Source organism: Streptomyces sp. Ag82_O1-12, assembly GCF_900182715.1.
GTDB classification, from domain to species: Bacteria; Actinomycetota; Actinomycetes; order Streptomycetales; family Streptomycetaceae; genus Streptomyces; species Streptomyces massasporeus.
On the sequence record NZ_FXUW01000001.1, the window covers coordinates 5,281,915 to 5,299,951 of the forward strand.

The window sequence follows — 18,037 nt, forward strand, 5'->3', positions numbered from 1 at the left end:
GGCACAGCCATGGAACGCCGGACCGCCGAGCCCCGCCCCGGATGGCAACAGACCGTCGAGGAACAGGGCCTGATCTACCCGCTGACCCGCTACCCCGACGACTCCCTGCGCCCGTACTGGGACGAGAGCGCGCACTACGTCTTCTCCCTGGAGGAGATCGAGGCCCTCGAAGAGGTGGTCGAGGACCTCCACCGCATGTGCCTGACAGCGGCCGGCCACATCGTCACCGAGGACCGTTTCGCCGACCTGGGGATCACCGACCCCCGCGTCGCCCGGGCGGTCGCCGAGGCCTGGCACCGCCGTGCCGAACTGCCCTCCGTCTACGGCCGCTTCGACCTGCGCTACGACGGCACCGGCCCGGCCAAGCTCCTGGAGTACAACGCCGACACCCCCACCTCCCTGGTCGAGGCCGCGTCCCCCCAGTGGTTCTGGATGGAGGACCGCTTCCCCGGCGCCGACCAGTGGAACTCCCTCCACGAACGCCTCATCGACGCCTGGAAGAAGCAGGCCGCCCTCCTCCCGCCGGGCAGCCCCCTCTACTTCGCGTACTCCTCGGCGGACGAACTCGGCGAGGACATGATGACGGTCGCCTACCTCAAGGAGACCGCCGAACAGGCCGGCCTGGCCACCGACTGGATCGCCATGGAGGAGATCGGCTGGGACCGCCTCTCCGGCCGCTTCGTCGACAACCGCCTCCGCTTCATCCGCAGCATCTTCAAGCTCTACCCCTGGGAATGGCTCACCACCGACCGCTTCGCCGACCACGTCCTGGACACCCTCGACAACGGCGGCGGCACCGGCTCCACCCTGTGGATAGAACCGGCCTGGAAGATGCTCCTCAGCAACAAGGCGCTCCTGGCGATCCTCTGGGAGCTGTACCCGGACCACCCGAACCTCCTCCCCGCCTACCTGGACGGCCCTCGCGACCTGTCCGGCACGGGCTGGGTGGCCAAGCCCCTCCTGGGCCGGGAGGGCGCGGGCGTCACCATCCACGACCCCGGCACGGCCCCCGTCCTGCGCGACGAACCCTGCTGCTACCAGCAGCTCGCCCCCCTGCCCGACTTCGACGGCAACCGCGTCGTCCTGGGCGCCTGGGTGGTGGAGAACGAGTCGGCGGGCCTGGGCATCCGCGAGTCCTCGGGCCTGATAACGGACGAGTACGCGAGGTTCCTGCCCCACGTGATCCTTTAGAGGGGCTTGAAGAGTCACCCCTCAAGGGGCGCGGGGCTGTGTACATGTGCGGCTCCGCCGCGTGGGCGCGACAAGCCACGCACCACCCGCACTCGGCAACGGAGGGCAACCCGGTAGGCTGACCCCGGGCCGTGACTGGCGCGCTGGGATGGACGAACCATCGGGGAGCGGCCCGAGCAGACAGAGCCGTGCGCCTGGGCCGTACCGTGAACGCTGAACGCAACGTCCGGAGGTCCACACATGTCAGCCGAGCCCCTCTCCCCCGCTTCCACCGCCTACCGCGCCGCCCTCGACGTGATCCGCGCCGTCGAACCCCGCGTGGCGGACGCCATCGGCCAGGAGGTCGCCGACCAGCGCGAGATGCTCAAGCTGATCGCCTCCGAGAACTACGCCTCCCCGGCCACGCTCCTGACCATGGGCAACTGGTTCAGCGACAAGTACGCCGAGGGCACCATCGGCCGCCGCTTCTACGCCGGCTGCCGCAACGTCGACACCGTCGAGTCCCTCGCCGCCGAGCACGCCAAGGAGCTGTTCGGCGCCCGCCACGCCTACGTCCAGCCGCACTCCGGCATCGACGCCAACCTCGTCGCCTTCTGGGCCGTCCTCGGCGCCCGCGTCGAGGTGCCCTTCCTGGAGAAGACCGGCGTCCGCCAGGTCAACGACCTCACGGACGCCGACTGGGCCGAGCTCCGCCAGGCCTTCGGCAACCAGCGCATGCTCGGCATGTCCCTGGACGCCGGCGGCCACCTCACCCACGGCTTCCGCCCGAACATCTCCGGCAAGATGTTCGACCAGCGCTCCTACGGCACGGACCCGGCCACGGGCCTTATCGACTACGAGGCGCTGCGCACCTCCGCCCGCGAGTTCAAGCCGCTGATCATCGTCGCGGGCTACTCGGCCTACCCCCGACTGGTGAACTTCCGGATCATGCGGGAGATCGCCGACGAGGTCGGCGCGACGCTCATGGTCGACATGGCGCACTTCGCCGGCCTGGTCGCGGGCAAGGTCCTCACCGGCGACTTCGACCCGGTCCCGCACGCCCAGATCGTGACGACCACCACCCACAAGTCGCTGCGCGGCCCGCGCGGCGGCATGGTCCTGTGCGACGACTCGCTGAAGGACCAGGTCGACCGCGGCTGCCCGATGGTCCTCGGCGGCCCGCTCCCGCACGTCATGGCCGCCAAGGCGGTGGCCCTCGCCGAGGCCCGCCAGGAGTCCTTCCGCGACTACGCCCAGCGCATCGTCGACAACTCCCGCGCGCTGGCCGAGGGCCTGATGCGCCGGGGCGCGACGCTGGTGACGGGCGGCACGGACAACCACCTGAACCTGATCGACGTCGCCTCCTCCTACGGCCTCACCGGCCGCCAGGCCGAGGCGGCCCTGCTCGACTCGGGCATCGTCACCAACCGCAACGCCATCCCCGCCGACCCGAACGGCGCCTGGTACACCTCCGGCATCCGCATCGGCACCCCCGCCCTGACCACCCGTGGCCTGGGCACCGCCGAGATGGACGAGGTCGCGGGCCTCATCGACCGCGTCCTCACCACCGCGGAGCCGGGCACGACCAAGTCGGGCGCCCCCTCCAAGGCGTCCCACGTCCTCGACGCGAAGGTGGCGGACGAGATCTCCCAGCGCGCCACCGACCTCGTGGCCGGTTTCCCGCTCTACCCGGAGATCGACCTGGGCTGACGCCCGCGGCCCGTCACTCGTCCAGGGCCGGGCCGACCCGCACGCCCGTCACTCGTCCAGGTCGATCAGCACCTGACGCGGTTCCTCCCGCGGCGGTCCGGCTTCCCGCCGGGCCGCCGCGCGGCGTATCAGCAGCGTGCCGCCCACACCGGCCGCGAGCCCCAGCGCCCCCGCCGTCACCGCCCACCGGACGTCACCCCGCACCGGACCGTCCGGGTCCGCGGCGGCGGCCGGGCTCGCGCCGGGCCCGCCCTCCGCGTCACCGAGCAGCCGGGCCAGGTCGAAGCGCTCGAAGACGGACCGCGGCGCCCGGTGCCAGCGGATGTCGTCGTCCTCCACGGTGGGGCTGGGATCCGAGCGCACCCAGGGCGTCCCGTCCTCGGCCACCAGCAGCTGGTCCTGCCGCTCGACGGCCACGTCCCCGCCCGGCGGCCGGTTCGTGCTCGGCCAGCCGCCGACCCCGGACAGTCCCCAGAGCACCGTGCACCGCACCCGCGGGAAGTCCCCCTCCGCCCAGTCCTCCGGCACCCGTTCCGTCTCCGTGTGCGTGGGCTGCAGCAGCTGCCACAGCCGGGCGAAGTCGCGCTGCCCCGAGCGCACCGCCGCAGTCCGCCCCGTCCCGCCCCCGACGACCATCGCCACGTCGGGAACGTCCCGCCCCCGCGCCGGGGAGCCCACGGCGGTGGTCACGGCGCCCCCGGCCAGAGCCGCGGCGGTCGTCACCGGCGCACCCCCGGCCAGAGCGGCCACCAGCGCCACCGCGATCACCAGCACACGCTCCACATGCCGGGCGGCCCAGCCGCCGCGGGAACTCGCCGGGCGGCCGACCGCGTACGCGGACCAGCGGCTCGACCGGGGCTCTGCCGCCCGGCCCATGCGCCCGACGCGGCCCGCGGGCCCGCCGGAGGACGGCCCGGTGCGGCCGCGCCGCGCCCTCGCCGTGGTCCTCGGCCCGCCCGGCATCCCCGCCTCAGGTCCGCCGCGCCGCACAGCGCGCGACGCGCACCTCTCCGACCCGCCCGGGCGCCACGCTCCCGCCACCCGGTCCCGACGCCGCGCTCCCGCCACCCGGTCCCGACGCCGCGCTCCCGCCACCCGGTCCCGACGCAGCTCTCCGTCCACCCCGCACCGTCCCCACATCGGTCCACTCCCCATCGGTCCCACCCCGAGCCCGCCCGGGGCAGCCCCTCCCGTGCCTCACCCTTGTTACACCGCCGGGGCCGAACGGGAGCCCGGCTGTTTCCGGCCGGTTCCGGATCGGCCCCCGGGACCTGAGAGAATGGTGAGCATGGCCTCTGACCGACCTCGCGTGCTCTCCGGGATCCAGCCCACCGCCGGCTCGTTCCACCTCGGCAACTACCTCGGCGCCGTCCGCCAGTGGGTGGCCCTGCAGGAGACTCACGACGCGTTCTACATGGTCGTCGACCTGCACGCGATCACCATCCCGCAGGACCCGGCGGACCTGCGCGCGAACACGCGCCTGGCCGCGGCCCAGCTCCTCGCGGCGGGCCTCGACCCGGACCGCTGCACGCTCTTCGTGCAGAGCCACGTCCCCGAGCACGCCCAGCTCGCCTGGATCATGAACTGTCTGACCGGCTTCGGCGAGGCCGGCCGGATGACCCAGTTCAAGGACAAGTCCGCCAAGCAGGGCGCCGAGCGCGCCTCGGTCGGCCTGTTCACGTACCCGATCCTCCAGGTCGCGGACATCCTGCTCTACCAGGCCCACGAGGTCCCGGTCGGCGAGGACCAGCGCCAGCACATCGAGCTCACCCGTGACCTCGCCACGCGCTTCAACGGCCGCTTCGGCGAGACCTTCACCCTCCCGAAGCCGTACATCCTCAAGGAGACGGCGAAGATCTACGACCTCCAGGACCCGTCGATCAAGATGAGCAAGTCGGCGTCCACGCCGAAGGGCCTCATCAATCTCCTCGACGAGCCGAAGGCCACGGCCAAGAAGGTCAAGAGCGCCGTCACCGACACCGACACGGTGATCCGCTACGACGCCGAGAACAAGCCGGGCGTCAGCAACCTCCTGACGATCTACTCGACCCTCACCGGCGAGAGCATCGGCGAGCTGGAGGAGAAGTACACCGGCAAGATGTACGGCGCGCTCAAGACGGACCTCGCCGAGATCATGGTCGACTTCGTGACGCCGTTCCGGGAGCGCACCCAGCAGTACCTGGACGACCCGGAGACGCTCGACTCGATCCTCGCCAAGGGCGCCGAGAAGGCCCGCGCCGTCGCCGCGGAGACCCTCGCCCAGGCGTACGACAAGGTCGGCTTCCTGCCCGCCAAGCACTGAACCCGCCCCCGCGCACAGCCGTACCACCGAACAGCGCTGTACATCACTCCGGTTGCGCCTGCCCGTAACCCGGTCGTGGCCGTACAGTCGATAACCGGGTGGTCGTATCAGCGGCCACACTGACATGACAGGAGACGACGTGGGGACCGTAACGATCGGTGTCTCGATCGCGGTCCCGGAGCCTCACGGCAGCGAGCTCCAGCAGCTGCGCGCGGGCTTCGGCGACGCCTCGGCTCACGGCATCCCCACGCATGTCACCCTGCTGCCGCCGACAGAGGTCGACGAGAGCGCCCTGCCGGCCGTCGAGGCACATCTGGCCGAGGTCGCCGCGGCCGGCCGCGCGTTCCCCATGCGGCTGTCCGGCACCGGCACCTTCCGGCCCGTGTCGCCGGTGGTCTTCGTCCGGGTCGTCGCGGGCGCGGAGGCCTGCACGCTGCTCCAGCAGCAGGTCCGCGACCCCGCCGGACCGGCCCCCCGCGAACTGCAGTTCCCGTACCACCCGCACGTCACCGTGGCGCACGGCATCGACGACGCGGCCATGGACCGCGCCTTCGAAGAGCTCGCCGGCTACGAGGCCGAGTGGCCCTGCACCGGCTTCGCCCTCTACGAGCAGGGCGCCGACGGGATCTGGCGCAAGCTCCGCGACTTCCCCTTCGGCGGCTCGGTGGTCCCCCCGCAGGCCGGGCGGGTGGAACGCGGCTCCGTCCCCATCCGCTGACCCGCTCGCGGGGTCAGACCGGCAGCCGCCGGAACACCGCGCGCGGCAGGTGCCGCAGCGCCGCCATCACCACGCGCAGCGTCCCCGGCACCCACACCGTCTCCGTGCGGCGCCGCAAGCCCAGCTCCACGGCCGTCGCGACCGCTTCGGGCGTGGTCGCGAGCGGCGCCTCGGGCAGACCGGCGGTCATCCGCGTCCGGACGAAGCCGGGGCGTACGACCATGACGTGCACGCCCGTGCCGTGCAGCGCGTCGCCCAGGCCCTGCGCGAAGGCGTCGAGACCGGCCTTGCTGGAGCCGTAGATGAAGTTCGCCCGGCGGGCCCGCTCGCCCGCGACGGAGGACATCACGACCAGCGAACCGTGCCCCTGGGACTGGAGCGAACGGGCGCACACCAGCCCCGCCGAGACCGCGCCGGTGTAGTTGGTCTGCGCGACCCGCACCGCCGCCTCCGGCTCCCGCTCGTCGCGGGCCTGGTCGCCGAGCAGCCCGAAGGCGAGCAGCACCATGTCGACGTCGCCCTCGGCGAAGACCTTGCCGAGCACGGCCTCGTGGGAGGCCGGGTCGAGCGCGTCGAAGGCGACGGTGTGCACGTCGGCCCCGAGCCCGCGCAGCTGCCCGGCGGCCTCCTCCAGGGCGGGGGAGGGGCGGCCCGCCAGCCAGACGGTGCGGGTGCGGCGGGCGATCAGCCGGCGGGCGGTGGCCAGCGCGATCTCGGACGTACCGCCGAGGACGAGCAGGGACTGGGGGAGGCCGAAGGCGTCCTTCATGACAGCAGCTCCTAGAGGTTGCTCAGAGACTGAGGCGGCGGGCCAGGTCGGACACGAACACCCCGCGCGGGTCCAGTTGGGCGCGCAGTTCGCGGAAGTCGTCGAGGCGCGGGTACATGGCCGCGAGCAGCTCCGGGCGCAGCCGGGCGTCCTTGGCGAGGTAGACGCGCCCGCCCGCGGCGGCGACTTCGCCGTCGAGTTCGTCGAGGAACGCGCCGAGGCCGGGCAGCCCCGCCGGGATGTCCAGCGCCAGCGTCCAGCCCGGCACGGGGAAGGACAGCCAGCCCGGGTCGGACTCCCCGAAGCGCTTGAGGACGGCCAGGAAGGACGGGCAGCGGCGTTCGGAGATGCGGCGCACGATGCGGCGCAGGGCGTCCTCGCGGCCGTAGCCGACGACGAACTGGTACTGCACGAAGCCGCCGCGGCCGTAGACGCGGTTCCAGTGGGGCACGCCGTCCAGGGGGTGGAAGAACGGGGAGATCCGCTGGAGCCGGCCCGTCTGGGCACGAGGGGCCTTGCGGTACCAGAGCTCGTTGAACAGGCCCACGGTCGTCCGGCTGAGCAGGCCCTCGGGGAGGATCTCGGGGGTGGCCGGGAGGCGTGGGGTGCGGAAGGCGAGCGGGTCCCGGCGCAGCCGCGCGGGGAGCGCGTCCAGCGGGGCGTGGTCGCCGCGGGTGAGGACGGCGCGGCCGGTCGCGGCGCCGCGGGCCAGCAGGTCGATCCAGGCGACCGAGTAGCGGTAGCGGTGGTCGGTGGCCGCGAGCCGGGCCATCAGGTCGTCGAGGTCCGTCGCCCGCTCGGTGTCGACCGACATCAGCGAGGTCTCGACCGGCTGGAGCCGGATCGTCGCGGTGAGGATCACACCGGTCAGGCCCATGCCGCCGGCCGTCGCGTCGAAGAGCGGCGTGCCGGGGATCACCGTGCGGATCTCGCCGTCGGCGGTGAGGAGTTCGAGGGCGAGCACATGCCGGGCGAAGGAGCCCGAGACGTGGTGGTTCTTGCCGTGGATGTCGGCGCCGATCGCCCCGCCGACGGTGACGTAGCGGGTGCCGGGGGTGACCGGCACGAACCAGCCGAGGGGCAGCAGCACCTCCATCAGCCGGTGCAGGGAGACGCCCGCGTCGCACAGCACGGTGCCGCCGTCGGCGTCGATCGCGTGCACCCGGTCCAGGGCCGTCATGTCGAGCACGGACCCGCCCGCGTTCTGTGCCGCGTCCCCGTACGCCCGCCCCAGGCCCCGGGGGATCCCGCCGCGGGCCCCGCAGTCCCGGACGGCTGCCGCGGCCTCCTCGTACGACCGGGGGCGGATCAGCCAGGCGGCGGTGGGGGCGGTGCGGCCCCAGCCCGTGACGGTGGTGTGGTCCAGGCCCATGACGTCCGGGTCGGAATCGGTGTCGGCAGACATGTCTGTGACCGTATCGCCCTAGTCTGGGCGATCAGTTCGGGAACATGGCATCCCTCCCCGAAATGGGTGATTAATGGGATGTCGCTCAATATTGCCGGAGTTCAGGCCTGATGGGCGTGAACAGTGAGTCCACATGGACGACCTCGACGACCTGCACGACATGGACCACCGGATCGTTTCGGCGCTCAGGGCATGCGGCACCGACCCGCGCGTGGCAGGCGCCGCCCGTGCCCTGTCCTGGGCGGGGGAGCACGCGGCGCTGTGGCTGGCTGCGGGGCTCGCCGGAGCCGCCGTGGACGGCAGGAGGCGCGGCGCCTGGCTGCGCGGCACCGCACTGACCGCGGGGGCGCATCTGATCAGCATGGGGGTGAAGCGGGTCGTGCGCCGACCGCGCCCGGCGCACGTCGTGCCTCTGGTGCGCACCGCCGGCCGGCACTCCTTCCCCAGCTCGCACGCCACCTCCGCGGCGGCGGCCGCCGTCGCCTTCGGCGCCCTGGGCGCACACGCGGTCCCGCCGCTCGCCGCCGCCGTGTGCGTCTCGCGCCTCGTGGTCGGCGTCCACTACCCCTCCGACGTGGCCGCCGGAGCGGCCCTCGGTGCCCTCACGGCCCGGCTCGGCGCCCGCTGGATGCGGGGAGGCGCCCACCATGACTGAGACGGCCGTCCTGCGGCAGCGCACCCACGAGGAGCGGTCCGCACCACCCGGCAAGGGGGGCCTCCTGGCGGGTCTCCTCAGGACCGCGCGCCCCAAGCAGTGGGTCAAGAACGTCCTCGTGGTCGCCGCCCCGGCCGCCGCCGGCGAGCTGTTCTCCCGGCACGCCCTGGCCCAACTCGCCCTCGTCTTCGTCCTCTTCACCGCCTGCGCCGCCGCCGTCTACCTCGTCAACGACGCCCGCGACGCCGACGCCGACCGCGCCCACCCCGCCAAACGGCACCGCCCCGTCGCCGCCGGACAGGTCCCCGTACCCGTCGCCTACGCCGTCGGCGGCTGCCTCGGCGTCCTCGCGCCCGCCGCCGCGGCCTGGCTGTGCGGGCCCGCCGTCGCCGCCCTGCTGACGGCCTACCTCGCCATGCAACTGGCCTACTGCATCAGCCTCAAGCACGTCCTCGTGGTCGACCTCGCCGTCGTCACGACCGGCTTCCTGATGCGGGCCATGATCGGCGGACTCGCCCTCGGCATCCCGCTGTCCCGCTGGTTCCTGATCACCACCGGCTTCGGCGCGCTGTTCATGGTGTCGGCCAAGCGCTACTCGGAAGCCGTCCAGATGGCCGGAAAGGCGGGCGCCACACGGGCGTTGCTCACCGAGTACACCACCGGCTACCTCCGCTTCGTCTGGCAGCTCGCGGCCGGTGTCGCCGTCCTCGGCTACTGCCTGTGGGCCATGGAAGAGGGCGGCGTCCCGCACACCAGCGTCCTGCCCTGGCGCCAACTGTCCATGGTCGCCTTCATCCTGGCGATCCTCAGATACGCCGTGTTCGCCGACCGCGGCACGGCCGGCGAACCCGAGGACGTCGTCCTGCGCGACCGCGCCCTCGCACTCATCGGCGTGGTCTGGATGGCGATGTACGGCCTGGCCGTGGCGAATTGGTGACCACACGCGCGTGGCGCGGCCCGAGGCCCCCCGGGCGGGCGGCGCCGACTCCGACGGGCCCCGGCGTCCCGTGCCGCCGGGAACTGATCGGCTTCGCCACCGCCGGTCTCCTCGCCTACGCCGTCGACCTGGCCCTGTTCACCGGTCTGCGCGGCCCCGCCGGACTCGACCCGCTCACCGCCAAGTCCCTGTCCTTCCTGGCCGCCTGCACGGTCGCCTACGCGGGCAACGCCCTCGGCCCCTACCGGACCGCGCGCGCACCGGGCCTGCGCCCCTACGCCGTGTTCTTCGCGGTGAACCTCGCCGGAGCCGCCGTACAACTGCTCTGCCTGGCCGTCAGCCACTACGGCCTCGGCCTCACCTCGCAGCGCGCGGACACCGTCTCGGGCGCGGTCGTCGGTATGGCGCTGGCCACAGTCCTGCGGTTCTGGGGTACCCGTACATGGGTGTTCCGGGCGGAGGGCAGAGTCGGATCATGGACTGGCTGAAAAGGCTCCCGGTGATCGGGCCGTGGTCGGAGCGGCTGATGATCACCCACGCGTGGCGGTCGTACGAGCGGCTCGACCGCGTGAAGTGGCCTCGGCTGGCCGCCGCGATGACCTTCAGGAGTTTCGTCGCGCTGTTCCCGCTGCTGACGGTGTCCGCCACCATCGCCGCGGCCACGCTCAGCACGGAGCAGGAGGAGAGACTGCGGGACAAGCTCGCCGAGCAGGTCCCCGGCATCTCCGACCAGCTGGACATCGCCGGCCTGGTGGACAACGCCGGCACGATCGGTCTCATCGCGGGCGCGCTGCTGCTCTTCACCGGCATCAGCTGGGCCGGCTCGATGCGCGAGTGCCTGCGCGCCGTGTGGGAGCTGCCCGACGAGGAGGAGAACCCGCTCCTGCGCTACGCCAAGGACGCCGGCGTCCTGGTCGGCCTCGGCGGCGCCCTCCTCGTCACCATCGCCGCCTCCGCCGTCGCCTCCGCGATGATCGGCTGGGTCACCCGGCAGCTCGGCATCGACGAGGGCGGCTGGGGCGGAGTCCTGCTGCACATCGCCGCGATCCTGATCGCCGTCCTCGCGAACTTCCTGCTCCTGCTCTACGTCCTCACCCTGCTGCCCGGCGTCGAACCGACGCGCCACCGCCTGTTCGTCGCGGCGCTGACCGGCGCGATCGGCTTCGAACTGCTGAAGCTGCTGCTCAGCGGCTATCTGCAGGGTGTGGCCGCGAAGAGCATGTACGGCGCGTTCGGGGTGCCCGTCGCGCTGCTGCTGTGGATCAACTTCACCTCGAAGCTGGTGCTGTTCTGCGCCGCCTGGACGGCGACGCAGAGCAAGGAGGACGAAGTCCCCGAGATCAGGGACGAGTGCGGCGGCGCACCAGATCCGGCAGCGGCCAACGGCGGTTGACCAGGAACGCGCCGCCCGCGAGCAGCACCAGCACCCCGCCCGTGATGCCGAGTGCGGTCCAGACGCCGCTGGAGCCGTCCGCGGCCGGGGCGCTGGACACCGGCTTCGAACCGGTACCGGCCGTGCCGCTGCCGCCGTCCCCGGAGCCGCCCGCCTCGCCGGAGGGGTTCGCGCCCGGCTTGGCCTCCTCGGCGCCCTTGGGCGGCACCAGCTCACCCACCGGCTGCACCTTCCCGGCCGCCTTGAAGCCCCAGTCGAACAACCGGGCCGTCTCCTTGTAGACCTCGTTGTGCTCGGGCTTCTCCGGGTTCATCACCGTCACCAGCAGCACCTTGCCGCCGCGCTCGGCGACGCCGGTGAAGGTGGCGCCCGCGTTGGTGGTGTTGCCGTTCTTGACGCCCGCGATGCCCTGGTAGACGGGCACGTCGGAGTCACCGGCCAGCAGCCGGTTGGTGTTCTGGATCTCGAAGGACTCGCGGGCCTTCTTGCCCTTCTTGCCCTTCTTGGTCTGCCCGGGGAACTTGGCGCGGACCGTCGAGGCGTACTCGCGGAAGTCCTTCTTCTGCATCCCGGAGCGGGCGAACAGCGTCAGGTCGTACGCCGAGGAGACCTGCCCCTCGGCGTCGTAGCCGTCCGGGCTGACGACGTGCGTGTCCAGGGCCTGGAGCTCCTCGGCGTGCTCGTTCATCGCCTTGACGGTGTTCTCGACGCCCCCGTTCATGGCGGACAGCACGTGCACGGCGTCGTTGCCGGAGCGCAGGAAGACGCCCAGCCACAGGTCGTGGACCGTGTACGTCTCCTCCTCCTTTATCCCGACCATGCTGGAGCCCGCGCCGATGCCGGCCAGGTCCGCGGGCACGACCTTGTGCTTGGTGTCGCTCGGGAACTTCGGCAGCAGTGTGTCCGCGAACAGCATCTTCAGCGTGCTGGCGGGGGCGAGGCGCCAGTGCGCGTTGTGCGCGGCCAGCACGTCACCGGATTCGGCGTCGGCGACGATCCAGGAGCGGGCGCTCACGTCCTTCGGCAGCACCGGTACGCCGCTCGCCAGGTTCACCTGCGTCCCCGGCCTGCCGAGCCGGGCACCGCCCACGCTCGACATCGACGCCGGGGGAGTGGCCGAGGGGCTCGCACTGGCCGACGGGCTGTCCGAGGGCTTCGGCGCGGCGACGGCGACGGGCGCGGCCAGGGCGAGGGACGACAGGACGGCGGAGGTGACCAGCAGGGATCGCCTGGTGGTCTTCTTCTGAGCGGGCACGGTCGGAAACGTACATGCCGTACGGGGTGAAGTCCCCTCTCCGGCCCCACCCCGGGGACGGAACCGGACACGGGCTGGCGATACTGGTCCCATGCCGTGCTCGTCCGGGGGACAACCCCCGGACCCCCGGCCGCCCCCGGGAGCCCGGCGTTGTGATGAAAGGTCTGATTTTGTGAAGCTCAGCCGCCCCGTCTCCTGGTTCCTGCTCGCCTTCGGGGTGTGGAGCTGGGTCATCTGGATCACTTTCGTCAAAAACCTCGTCAAGGACAGCAGCGGACTCGCCTTCGACGACGGTGATCCCACGGCCTACTTCTGGGTGCACCTGCTGCTCGCCGTCGTTTCCTTCGTATTGGGGACGGCCGTCGGGGTCATCGGGTTGCGTGGTCTGCGCGCTCTGCGCCGGACGTCATAGCGGCGATCGGGAGAAACGGCACCGTGATCATCGTTTTCGTACTCGTCGCCGTCCTGGTCCTGGCCGTCGTCGTGACGGCCAACTGGTACGTGTGGCGACGGCTGTTCCGCGACACGACCCGCGGCCCGGGCCTCGTCCGCCGCGCGGGCGCGGTCCTGATCGCCGGCGGCTGGGTCCTGGCGATCGCGGCCCTGGTCGCCGAGCGCTCCGGTGCCCCCTTCCGGCTCCAGCAGGTCCTCGCCTGGCCGGGCTTCCTGTGGCTGGCCCTGTCGATATACCTGCTGCTGGCGGTGCTGGCCGGTGAGATCGTCCGCCCGCTCCTGCGCCGCTTCCTGGAACACCGTGCGAGACGAACGGACCAGGGCCCCCTGGCCGGGGCAGGGGGGAACGACGGCGCCGGTACCTCCACGGCCGCGCCGAAGGGGGACGGTGTTGCGGGCCCCGGCTCCGCGGCAGGCTCACAGGCGGGCGATTCCGGTGCGCCGACCGCTGTGCCCGCAACGGCGGCGGGCACCCGGTCAAGTGGCGGCGCGCCTCACGCGCCCGCTCCCGGGACGGCACCCGCAGCCGCCTCGCAGCCCGACCGCGGCGCCTCGGCCACCACCTCCCACCTGCCGAACGGTCCCGGCCCGGACGCGCCCTCCGCGGGCTCCCCGGAGTCCCCTGCCCCCGCGAACCCGACCGGCACGGCCACCCCCGCCGCCCCCACCCGCCGTCTCTTCGTCTCCCGGGTCGTCGCCGGGGCCGCCGCGGCCGCCGCCGTCGGGACCGTGGGGTACGGGACGTACGGCGTGCTGCGCGGGCCGGAGGTCAAGCGGGTCACCGTGCCGCTGGCCAAGCTGCCGCGGGCCGCGCACGGGTACCGGATCGCCGTGGTCAGCGACGTGCACCTCGGCCCGGTCCTGGGACGCGGCTTCGCGCAGAAGGTCGTCGACACGATCAACGCGACCCAGCCCGACCTGATCGCGGTCGTCGGCGACCTGGTCGACGGCAGTGTGAAGGACCTCGGCCCGGCGGCCGCCCCCCTCGCCCAGCTGAAGGCCCGTCACGGCTCATATTTCGTCACCGGCAACCACGAGTACTTCTCCGGCGCCGAGCAGTGGGTCGAGGAGGTCCGCCGCCTGGGCATCGACCCCCTGGAGAACGCCCGCAGGGAGATGCCGTACTTCGACCTGGCCGGAGTCAACGACGTCGCCGGCGAGGACGAGGGCCAGGGCCCGGACTTCGCGAAGGCGCTCGGCGACCGCGACACCGCACGCGCGTGCGTGCTGCTCGCCCACCAGCCCGTCCAGATCCACGACGCCGTCGAGCACGGCGTCGACCTCCAGCTCTCCGGCCACACCCACGGCGGCCAGCTCTGGCCGGGCAACCTCATCGCCTCCGGTGCCAACCCCACCCTCGCGGGCCTCGACCGCTACGGCGACACCCAGCTCTACGTCTCGCGCGGCGCCGGCGCCTGGGGCCCGCCCACCCGCGTCGGCGCACCCTCGGACATCACCGTCATCGAGCTCGCTTCGAAGCAGGCCTGACGGCCCGCACACCCTGTGAGACCGCTGTGAAACCGGACCGAATCACCCATCGGTTCCCATCGGTAAGTTCTTTCCCAACTCGTCAGATCTCCCTTCCCTCTGCTCGAAATCCTGTGATTGTGTGAGCCCGCCGCAAAGGGGTGCGGCACACGCACAAGGGCCTTCAGGGGCCTGGGGAGGGCAAAGCCGATGCGATCGGTTCGCATACGGATACTCGCGGGGCTGCTGGTCCTGGCCGCCGCGGGCGTGGGCGCCTGGCAGTTCCTGCCGTCGAAGGGCGACGGGGAGACCATCACGGTCGGCACGACGGACGGCGTCACCTCGCTCGACCCGGCCGGTGCCTACGACGCGGGCTCCTGGGCGCTGTTCAGCAACGTCTTCCAGTCGCTGCTGACGTTCGCGCCGGGCGGCACCGCCCCCGTGCCGGACGCGGCGAAGAGCTGCGCGTTCGCGCACGGCGACCTCACCACGTACCGCTGCGAGCTGCGCGACGGCCTCACCTTCCCGAGCGGCCGGGCGATGGACGCCGAGGACGTGAAGTACTCCTTCGACCGGATCCTGAAGATCAAGGCCCCCGTCGGCCCGGCCTCCCTGCTCGGCACGCTGGGCTCCGTGGACGCCGCCGGCATGACGGTCACCTTCCACCTGACCTCGCCGGACGCGACGTTCCCCTTCAAGGTGGCCACCGGCGCCGGCTCGATCGTCGACCACACCGCGTACCCGGCCGGCGAGCTGCGCACGGACGCCGGCGTCGACGGCACGGGCCCGTACACCCTCACCTCGTACGAGAAGGACCACGAGGCGGTCCTCGCGCCCAACCAGCACTACCGGGGTGCCGTCAGCGGCGCGGGCCGGCCCGTCGACCTGCGCTACTACGCGACCCCCGACGCCCTGGACACCGCCTGGAAGGACAAGCAGGTCGACGTCGCGACCGACCAGCTGCCGCCCGGCGTCCTCGCCGGACTCAACCCGAGCGACCCGAGCCAGCGCGTCTACGAGGCGGACGGCTCCGAGACCCGGAACCTGTACTTCGACACCCGCGCGGGCAAGCCGCTGCACGACCCCAGGATCCGGCAGGCCATGGCCTGGCTGATCGACCGCGAGCAGCTGGCCGCCACCGTCTACGACGGCACCGTCGACCCGCTGTACTCCTTGATCCCGGCGGGCCTCACCGGGCACACCGCCTCCTTCTTCGACGACTACCCGAAACCGGACCCGAAGGAGGCCCGGCACCTGCTCACCCGGGCCGGCGTCAGCCTGCCCGTGCACTTCACCTACGGCTACGCCAAGGGCCGCGGCGCCGGTGAGCAGGAGGCGGCCGAGATCAAGAAGGAACTGGAGGCGAGCGGTCTGTTCAAGGTCACCCTCCAGGGCTACGAGTGGACCGCCTTCCAGAAGCAGTGGGCGAGCGGCAAGCTCGACGCGTACGCCGTCGGCTGGGTCGCCGACTTCCCCGACCCGGACACCTTCGGCGCCGCCCTCGTCGGCACCGGCAGCGCCATGAACACCGGCTACAGGAGCAAGACCGTCGACCGGCTCATCAAGGACAGCCGGCGCTTCGCCGAGCGGACCGAGGCCGACCAGGACTTCCGCGCGGTGCAGCAGACCGTCGCCGAGGACGTCCCGGTGCTGCCGCTGTGGCAGGCCAAGGAGTACGTCGTCACCACCGAGGACGTCGGCGGCGGCCAGTACCTGTCGGACGGCACGGGCGTGTTCCGCCTGTGGAGACTCACCGGCCTCTGACGCGTCAGGAGTCGGAGCGCCGCCGGGCCGCCGGATCGGGGATGGCGTTCGTCATCCCCGGCAGGAACTCCGTGAACAGCTCGTGCACCTCGCGCACGAGCGGCCGCAGCACCCGGAAGCGGGCCAGGGCGACGCCCCGCGCGGTGAGCCGGGCGCCGCGCTCGGCCAGCCGGTAGCTGCGCTCGCGCCCCTCGGTACGGTCGAAGATCCAGTACAGGACCAGCCCCATCTGGGACAGCCACATCAACTCGGGGAGGATGTCCCGCAGTTCCTCGGGCACCTTCGTCTTCGTGGCCCCGGCGAGCACCTCCCGGTGGACGCTGATGGCCTCCTCACGCGCGTGCTCCGACTCGGGCGAGAAGGGGCTGAGCGGGCTGTCCGGGTCGGCGGCGTTCTTGAAGAACTGCACCGCGAACTCGTGGTAGGGCGCGGCGATGTCCAGCCAGGCCCGCAGCACCCCCGCGAGACGGGTCTCCAGGTCGCGCTCCCGGTCCAGGATCTCCCGGACCGCCACCTGGTGCTCGGCGGCGATCCGGTCGTAGAAGCCCTGGATCAGGTGCTCCTTGCCCGCGAAGTAGTAGTACGCGTTGCCGACGGAGACCCCTGCCTCCTTGGCGATGGCCCGCATCGTCGTCTTGTCGTAGCCGCGCTCCTGGAACAGCCGCATGGCCGTCTCCAGGATCAGGGCGCGGGTCTGCTCGGACTTGGTGGGGGTGGCGCCGTCGTCGGGGCCGTCGTTCTTCGCGGGCACGGAAAGAGAGCCTAACGTCAGCACGGGTGCGGCTACCGAGGGGCGCAGGTGCCGTCGGCGCAGCCGGGCGCGGTGTAGCTCCAGCCGCTGCCGGGGTCGTACGACCAGCCGTCCGCGCGCCGGTACACCTGGCCGCCCCACTGTGCGCCGCCCCACCGCGCGCCGCCGCGCTGCCCCCGGTGCGCCTGCGCCCCGCGCCACTTGGCGGCGGCGAGCACCGCGCCCTTGGCCAGCAGGGCGCCGGACGGGGTGCTCAGCCGGTGGGCGAGCGGCCGGTGTTCGCGCAGCGCCCACAGGGTGACCACCCAGGCGGCCGGGCCCCGGTAGACCTGCCCGGCGTCGCCGACGACGGTGATCTCGTCGAGGGTGGCGCCGTGGTCGAGGCCGGGAAAGCGCCGCCGTGCCTCCTCGGAGGCGGCCGGGACCGGCTCCAGAGGCACCAACTGGGGCTGCCGCAGGAGCCAGTCGCGCAGGAACGCGCACAGGGAGCACTCGGCGTCGTACAGGACGGTGAGCCGGCGGACCGGTGCGGGGGCGTTCTTGCCGGTCGCGGTCGTGCTGGTGGCGTTCACGTGGGCCTCCTCCGCTCAGGCCCGCGCCTGCGGGGCCACCCAGCCCTGCGGCGGCACCGGGGGCACCTGCTCCCGCTCCATGGCGCCCCGGCGCCGGATCCGGTTGAGCACGTAGACGTTGGCCAGGTGCATCACGCCCAGCACCAGCAGCACCACGCCGAGCTTGGTCGACAGGGCCTCGAAGATGCCGCGTGCGTCGGTGATCGTCTCGTCGTCGCTCAGGTACAGCGCGACGAACCCGAGGTTCACGAGGTAGAAGCCGACCACCAGGAGGTGGTTGACGGCGTCGGCGAGCTTCTCGTTGCCGTGCAGCACGTCGGCGAGGAAGACCCTGCCGTTCTTGCTGAGCGTGCGGGCCACCCAGATGGTCAGCCCGATGCTGACCAGCAGGTAGATGACGTAGGCGATGACCGTGCGGTCCATGGCTCCACCCCTTCTTGAACACGTTCAAAACGCTGTCGAGGATGACTGTAGACCTACTTTTGAACATGTTCAACACGGGTCTGCGCGATGATGGTCGGTGACGTCTCGCACGGTCCTCGGCATGGGAGTCGTGACGCGAGGTCTCCACAGTGGTTCGTGCAGCCCGAGGACACCGAGCGCCTCTTGAACGGCTACGCGCTGCGCATCCCCCCGCCGGATCGACCCCGGGACCCAGATGGCCCTGGACATCGAGCGGGCCTTCGCGGGGAACGGCCGGCTGGTGCTGGTGGGGG

General features: G+C 72.3%; 18 protein-coding genes and 1 riboswitch. Of the genes, 11 read left to right on the top strand and 7 right to left on the bottom strand.

The window, feature by feature from the left end; translation table 11 throughout:
- Positions 1-9 precede the first annotated feature (9 nt).
- Positions 10-1,191, top strand: a complete 1,182-nt coding sequence (locus QOL88_RS24385; RefSeq protein WP_097219491.1) for a glutathionylspermidine synthase family protein — start codon at positions 10-12, stop codon at positions 1,189-1,191.
- A 121-nt stretch (positions 1,192-1,312) separates the two neighbouring features.
- Positions 1,313-1,398, top strand: a riboswitch (ZMP/ZTP riboswitch).
- Positions 1,399-1,431: 33 nt separating this feature from the next.
- Positions 1,432-2,880: a glycine hydroxymethyltransferase gene (locus QOL88_RS24390; RefSeq protein ID WP_097219493.1), complete on the top strand. Its 1,449-nt coding sequence runs from the start codon at positions 1,432-1,434 to the stop codon at positions 2,878-2,880.
- Between the two features lie 48 nt (positions 2,881-2,928).
- On the opposite strand, the gene QOL88_RS24395 is transcribed toward QOL88_RS24390, so the two are convergent.
- Positions 2,929-3,516: a hypothetical protein gene (locus QOL88_RS24395; protein ID WP_257028083.1), complete on the bottom strand. Its 588-nt coding sequence runs from the start codon at positions 3,514-3,516 to the stop codon at positions 2,929-2,931.
- A gap of 652 nt (positions 3,517-4,168) precedes the next feature.
- On the opposite strand from QOL88_RS24395, the gene trpS reads away from it, so the two are divergent.
- The gene (gene trpS / locus QOL88_RS24400; protein WP_097223162.1) at positions 4,169-5,182 is read left to right on the top strand and encodes a tryptophan--tRNA ligase; all 1,014 of its coding nucleotides are present in this window, start codon (positions 4,169-4,171) and stop codon (positions 5,180-5,182) included.
- A 139-nt stretch (positions 5,183-5,321) separates the two neighbouring features.
- Entirely contained in the window at positions 5,322-5,900 is a 579-nt protein-coding gene (locus tag QOL88_RS24405; RefSeq protein ID WP_097219496.1) for a 2'-5' RNA ligase family protein, read from the top strand.
- A gap of 13 nt (positions 5,901-5,913) precedes the next feature.
- On the opposite strand, the gene dprE2 is transcribed toward QOL88_RS24405, so the two are convergent.
- Together dprE2 and dprE1 are read right to left on the bottom strand one after the other, a co-directional pair.
- On the bottom strand, positions 5,914-6,669 hold the full coding sequence (gene dprE2, locus QOL88_RS24410) for a decaprenylphospho-beta-D-erythro-pentofuranosid-2-ulose 2-reductase (protein WP_097219499.1): 756 nt from the start codon (positions 6,667-6,669) through the stop codon (positions 5,914-5,916).
- Between the two features lie 22 nt (positions 6,670-6,691).
- Positions 6,692-8,074 carry a decaprenylphosphoryl-beta-D-ribose oxidase gene (gene dprE1, locus QOL88_RS24415; RefSeq protein ID WP_097219501.1) on the bottom strand — a complete coding sequence of 461 codons (1,383 nt, stop codon included), beginning with the start codon at positions 8,072-8,074 and terminating at the stop codon, positions 6,692-6,694.
- Between the two features lie 133 nt (positions 8,075-8,207).
- Here dprE1 and QOL88_RS24420 point away from each other — a divergent pair, with 133 nt between their 5' ends.
- The 4 genes from QOL88_RS24420 to QOL88_RS24435 all read left to right on the top strand — a co-directional run bounded on the left by QOL88_RS24420 (position 8,208) and on the right by QOL88_RS24435 (position 11,059).
- Positions 8,208-8,729 (top strand): phosphatase PAP2 family protein, encoded by a 522-nt coding sequence (locus QOL88_RS24420; RefSeq protein ID WP_097219503.1) that lies wholly within the window; start codon positions 8,208-8,210, stop codon positions 8,727-8,729.
- On the top strand, positions 8,722-9,666 hold the full coding sequence (locus QOL88_RS24425) for a decaprenyl-phosphate phosphoribosyltransferase (protein ID WP_097219505.1): 945 nt from the start codon (positions 8,722-8,724) through the stop codon (positions 9,664-9,666). Before QOL88_RS24420 ends, QOL88_RS24425 begins: the two co-directional genes overlap by 8 nt.
- Before the next feature lie 83 nt (positions 9,667-9,749).
- Positions 9,750-10,154 (top strand): GtrA family protein, encoded by a 405-nt coding sequence (locus QOL88_RS24430; protein ID WP_097223163.1) that lies wholly within the window; start codon positions 9,750-9,752, stop codon positions 10,152-10,154.
- A complete protein-coding gene (locus QOL88_RS24435) occupies positions 10,142-11,059 on the top strand; it encodes a YihY/virulence factor BrkB family protein (protein WP_179878946.1) in 918 nt (305 codons plus the stop codon). The genes QOL88_RS24430 and QOL88_RS24435 overlap by 13 nt, the downstream gene beginning before the upstream one ends.
- Here QOL88_RS24435 and QOL88_RS24440 read toward each other — a convergent pair.
- Positions 11,007-12,314 (bottom strand): D-alanyl-D-alanine carboxypeptidase family protein, encoded by a 1,308-nt coding sequence (locus QOL88_RS24440; RefSeq protein WP_097219508.1) that lies wholly within the window; start codon positions 12,312-12,314, stop codon positions 11,007-11,009. The genes QOL88_RS24435 and QOL88_RS24440 overlap by 53 nt on opposite strands.
- Before the next feature lie 172 nt (positions 12,315-12,486).
- On the opposite strand from QOL88_RS24440, the gene QOL88_RS24445 reads away from it, so the two are divergent.
- The 3 genes from QOL88_RS24445 to QOL88_RS24455 all read left to right on the top strand — a co-directional run bounded on the left by QOL88_RS24445 (position 12,487) and on the right by QOL88_RS24455 (position 15,998).
- Complete coding sequence (locus QOL88_RS24445; protein ID WP_097219510.1) at positions 12,487-12,726, top strand: SCO4848 family membrane protein; 240 nt, start codon at positions 12,487-12,489, stop codon at positions 12,724-12,726.
- Between the two features lie 23 nt (positions 12,727-12,749).
- A complete protein-coding gene (locus tag QOL88_RS24450) occupies positions 12,750-14,255 on the top strand; it encodes a metallophosphoesterase (protein WP_097219512.1) in 1,506 nt (501 codons plus the stop codon).
- Positions 14,256-14,444: 189 nt separating this feature from the next.
- The gene (locus QOL88_RS24455; RefSeq protein ID WP_097219514.1) at positions 14,445-15,998 is read left to right on the top strand and encodes an ABC transporter substrate-binding protein; all 1,554 of its coding nucleotides are present in this window, start codon (positions 14,445-14,447) and stop codon (positions 15,996-15,998) included.
- A gap of 4 nt (positions 15,999-16,002) precedes the next feature.
- Here the strand turns inward: QOL88_RS24455 and QOL88_RS24460 are convergent, their stop codons facing one another.
- From QOL88_RS24460 to QOL88_RS24470, 3 genes are read right to left on the bottom strand one after another with little or no spacing between them, the layout of a single operon-like run.
- Positions 16,003-16,749: a TetR/AcrR family transcriptional regulator gene (locus tag QOL88_RS24460; RefSeq protein ID WP_031107867.1), complete on the bottom strand. Its 747-nt coding sequence runs from the start codon at positions 16,747-16,749 to the stop codon at positions 16,003-16,005.
- A 32-nt stretch (positions 16,750-16,781) separates the two neighbouring features.
- Complete coding sequence (locus tag QOL88_RS24465; protein WP_097219517.1) at positions 16,782-17,321, bottom strand: thiol-disulfide oxidoreductase DCC family protein; 540 nt, start codon at positions 17,319-17,321, stop codon at positions 16,782-16,784.
- 15 nt (positions 17,322-17,336) lie between these two features.
- Positions 17,337-17,744: a hypothetical protein gene (locus QOL88_RS24470; protein WP_097219519.1), complete on the bottom strand. Its 408-nt coding sequence runs from the start codon at positions 17,742-17,744 to the stop codon at positions 17,337-17,339.
- Between the last annotated feature and the right edge of the window lie 293 nt (positions 17,745-18,037).

What these genes read in the sequence shown, in the direction of transcription:
- QOL88_RS24385 (WP_097219491.1), top strand. Translation starts at nt 10, where the DNA reads ATGGAACGCCGGACCGCCGAGCCCCGCCCCGGATGGCAACAGACCGTC.
- QOL88_RS24390 (WP_097219493.1), top strand. Translation starts at nt 1,432, where the DNA reads ATGTCAGCCGAGCCCCTCTCCCCCGCTTCCACCGCCTACCGCGCCGCC.
- QOL88_RS24395 (WP_257028083.1), bottom strand. Translation starts at nt 3,516, where the DNA reads ATGGTCGTCGGGGGCGGGACGGGGCGGACTGCGGCGGTGCGCTCGGGG.
- trpS (WP_097223162.1), top strand. Translation starts at nt 4,169, where the DNA reads ATGGCCTCTGACCGACCTCGCGTGCTCTCCGGGATCCAGCCCACCGCC.
- dprE2 (WP_097219499.1), bottom strand. Translation starts at nt 6,669, where the DNA reads ATGAAGGACGCCTTCGGCCTCCCCCAGTCCCTGCTCGTCCTCGGCGGT.
- dprE1 (WP_097219501.1), bottom strand. Translation starts at nt 8,074, where the DNA reads ATGTCTGCCGACACCGATTCCGACCCGGACGTCATGGGCCTGGACCAC.
- QOL88_RS24420 (WP_097219503.1), top strand. Translation starts at nt 8,208, where the DNA reads ATGGACGACCTCGACGACCTGCACGACATGGACCACCGGATCGTTTCG.
- QOL88_RS24425 (WP_097219505.1), top strand. Translation starts at nt 8,722, where the DNA reads ATGACTGAGACGGCCGTCCTGCGGCAGCGCACCCACGAGGAGCGGTCC.
- QOL88_RS24435 (WP_179878946.1), top strand. Translation starts at nt 10,142, where the DNA reads ATGGACTGGCTGAAAAGGCTCCCGGTGATCGGGCCGTGGTCGGAGCGG.
- QOL88_RS24455 (WP_097219514.1), top strand. Translation starts at nt 14,445, where the DNA reads ATGCGATCGGTTCGCATACGGATACTCGCGGGGCTGCTGGTCCTGGCC.
- QOL88_RS24470 (WP_097219519.1), bottom strand. Translation starts at nt 17,744, where the DNA reads ATGGACCGCACGGTCATCGCCTACGTCATCTACCTGCTGGTCAGCATC.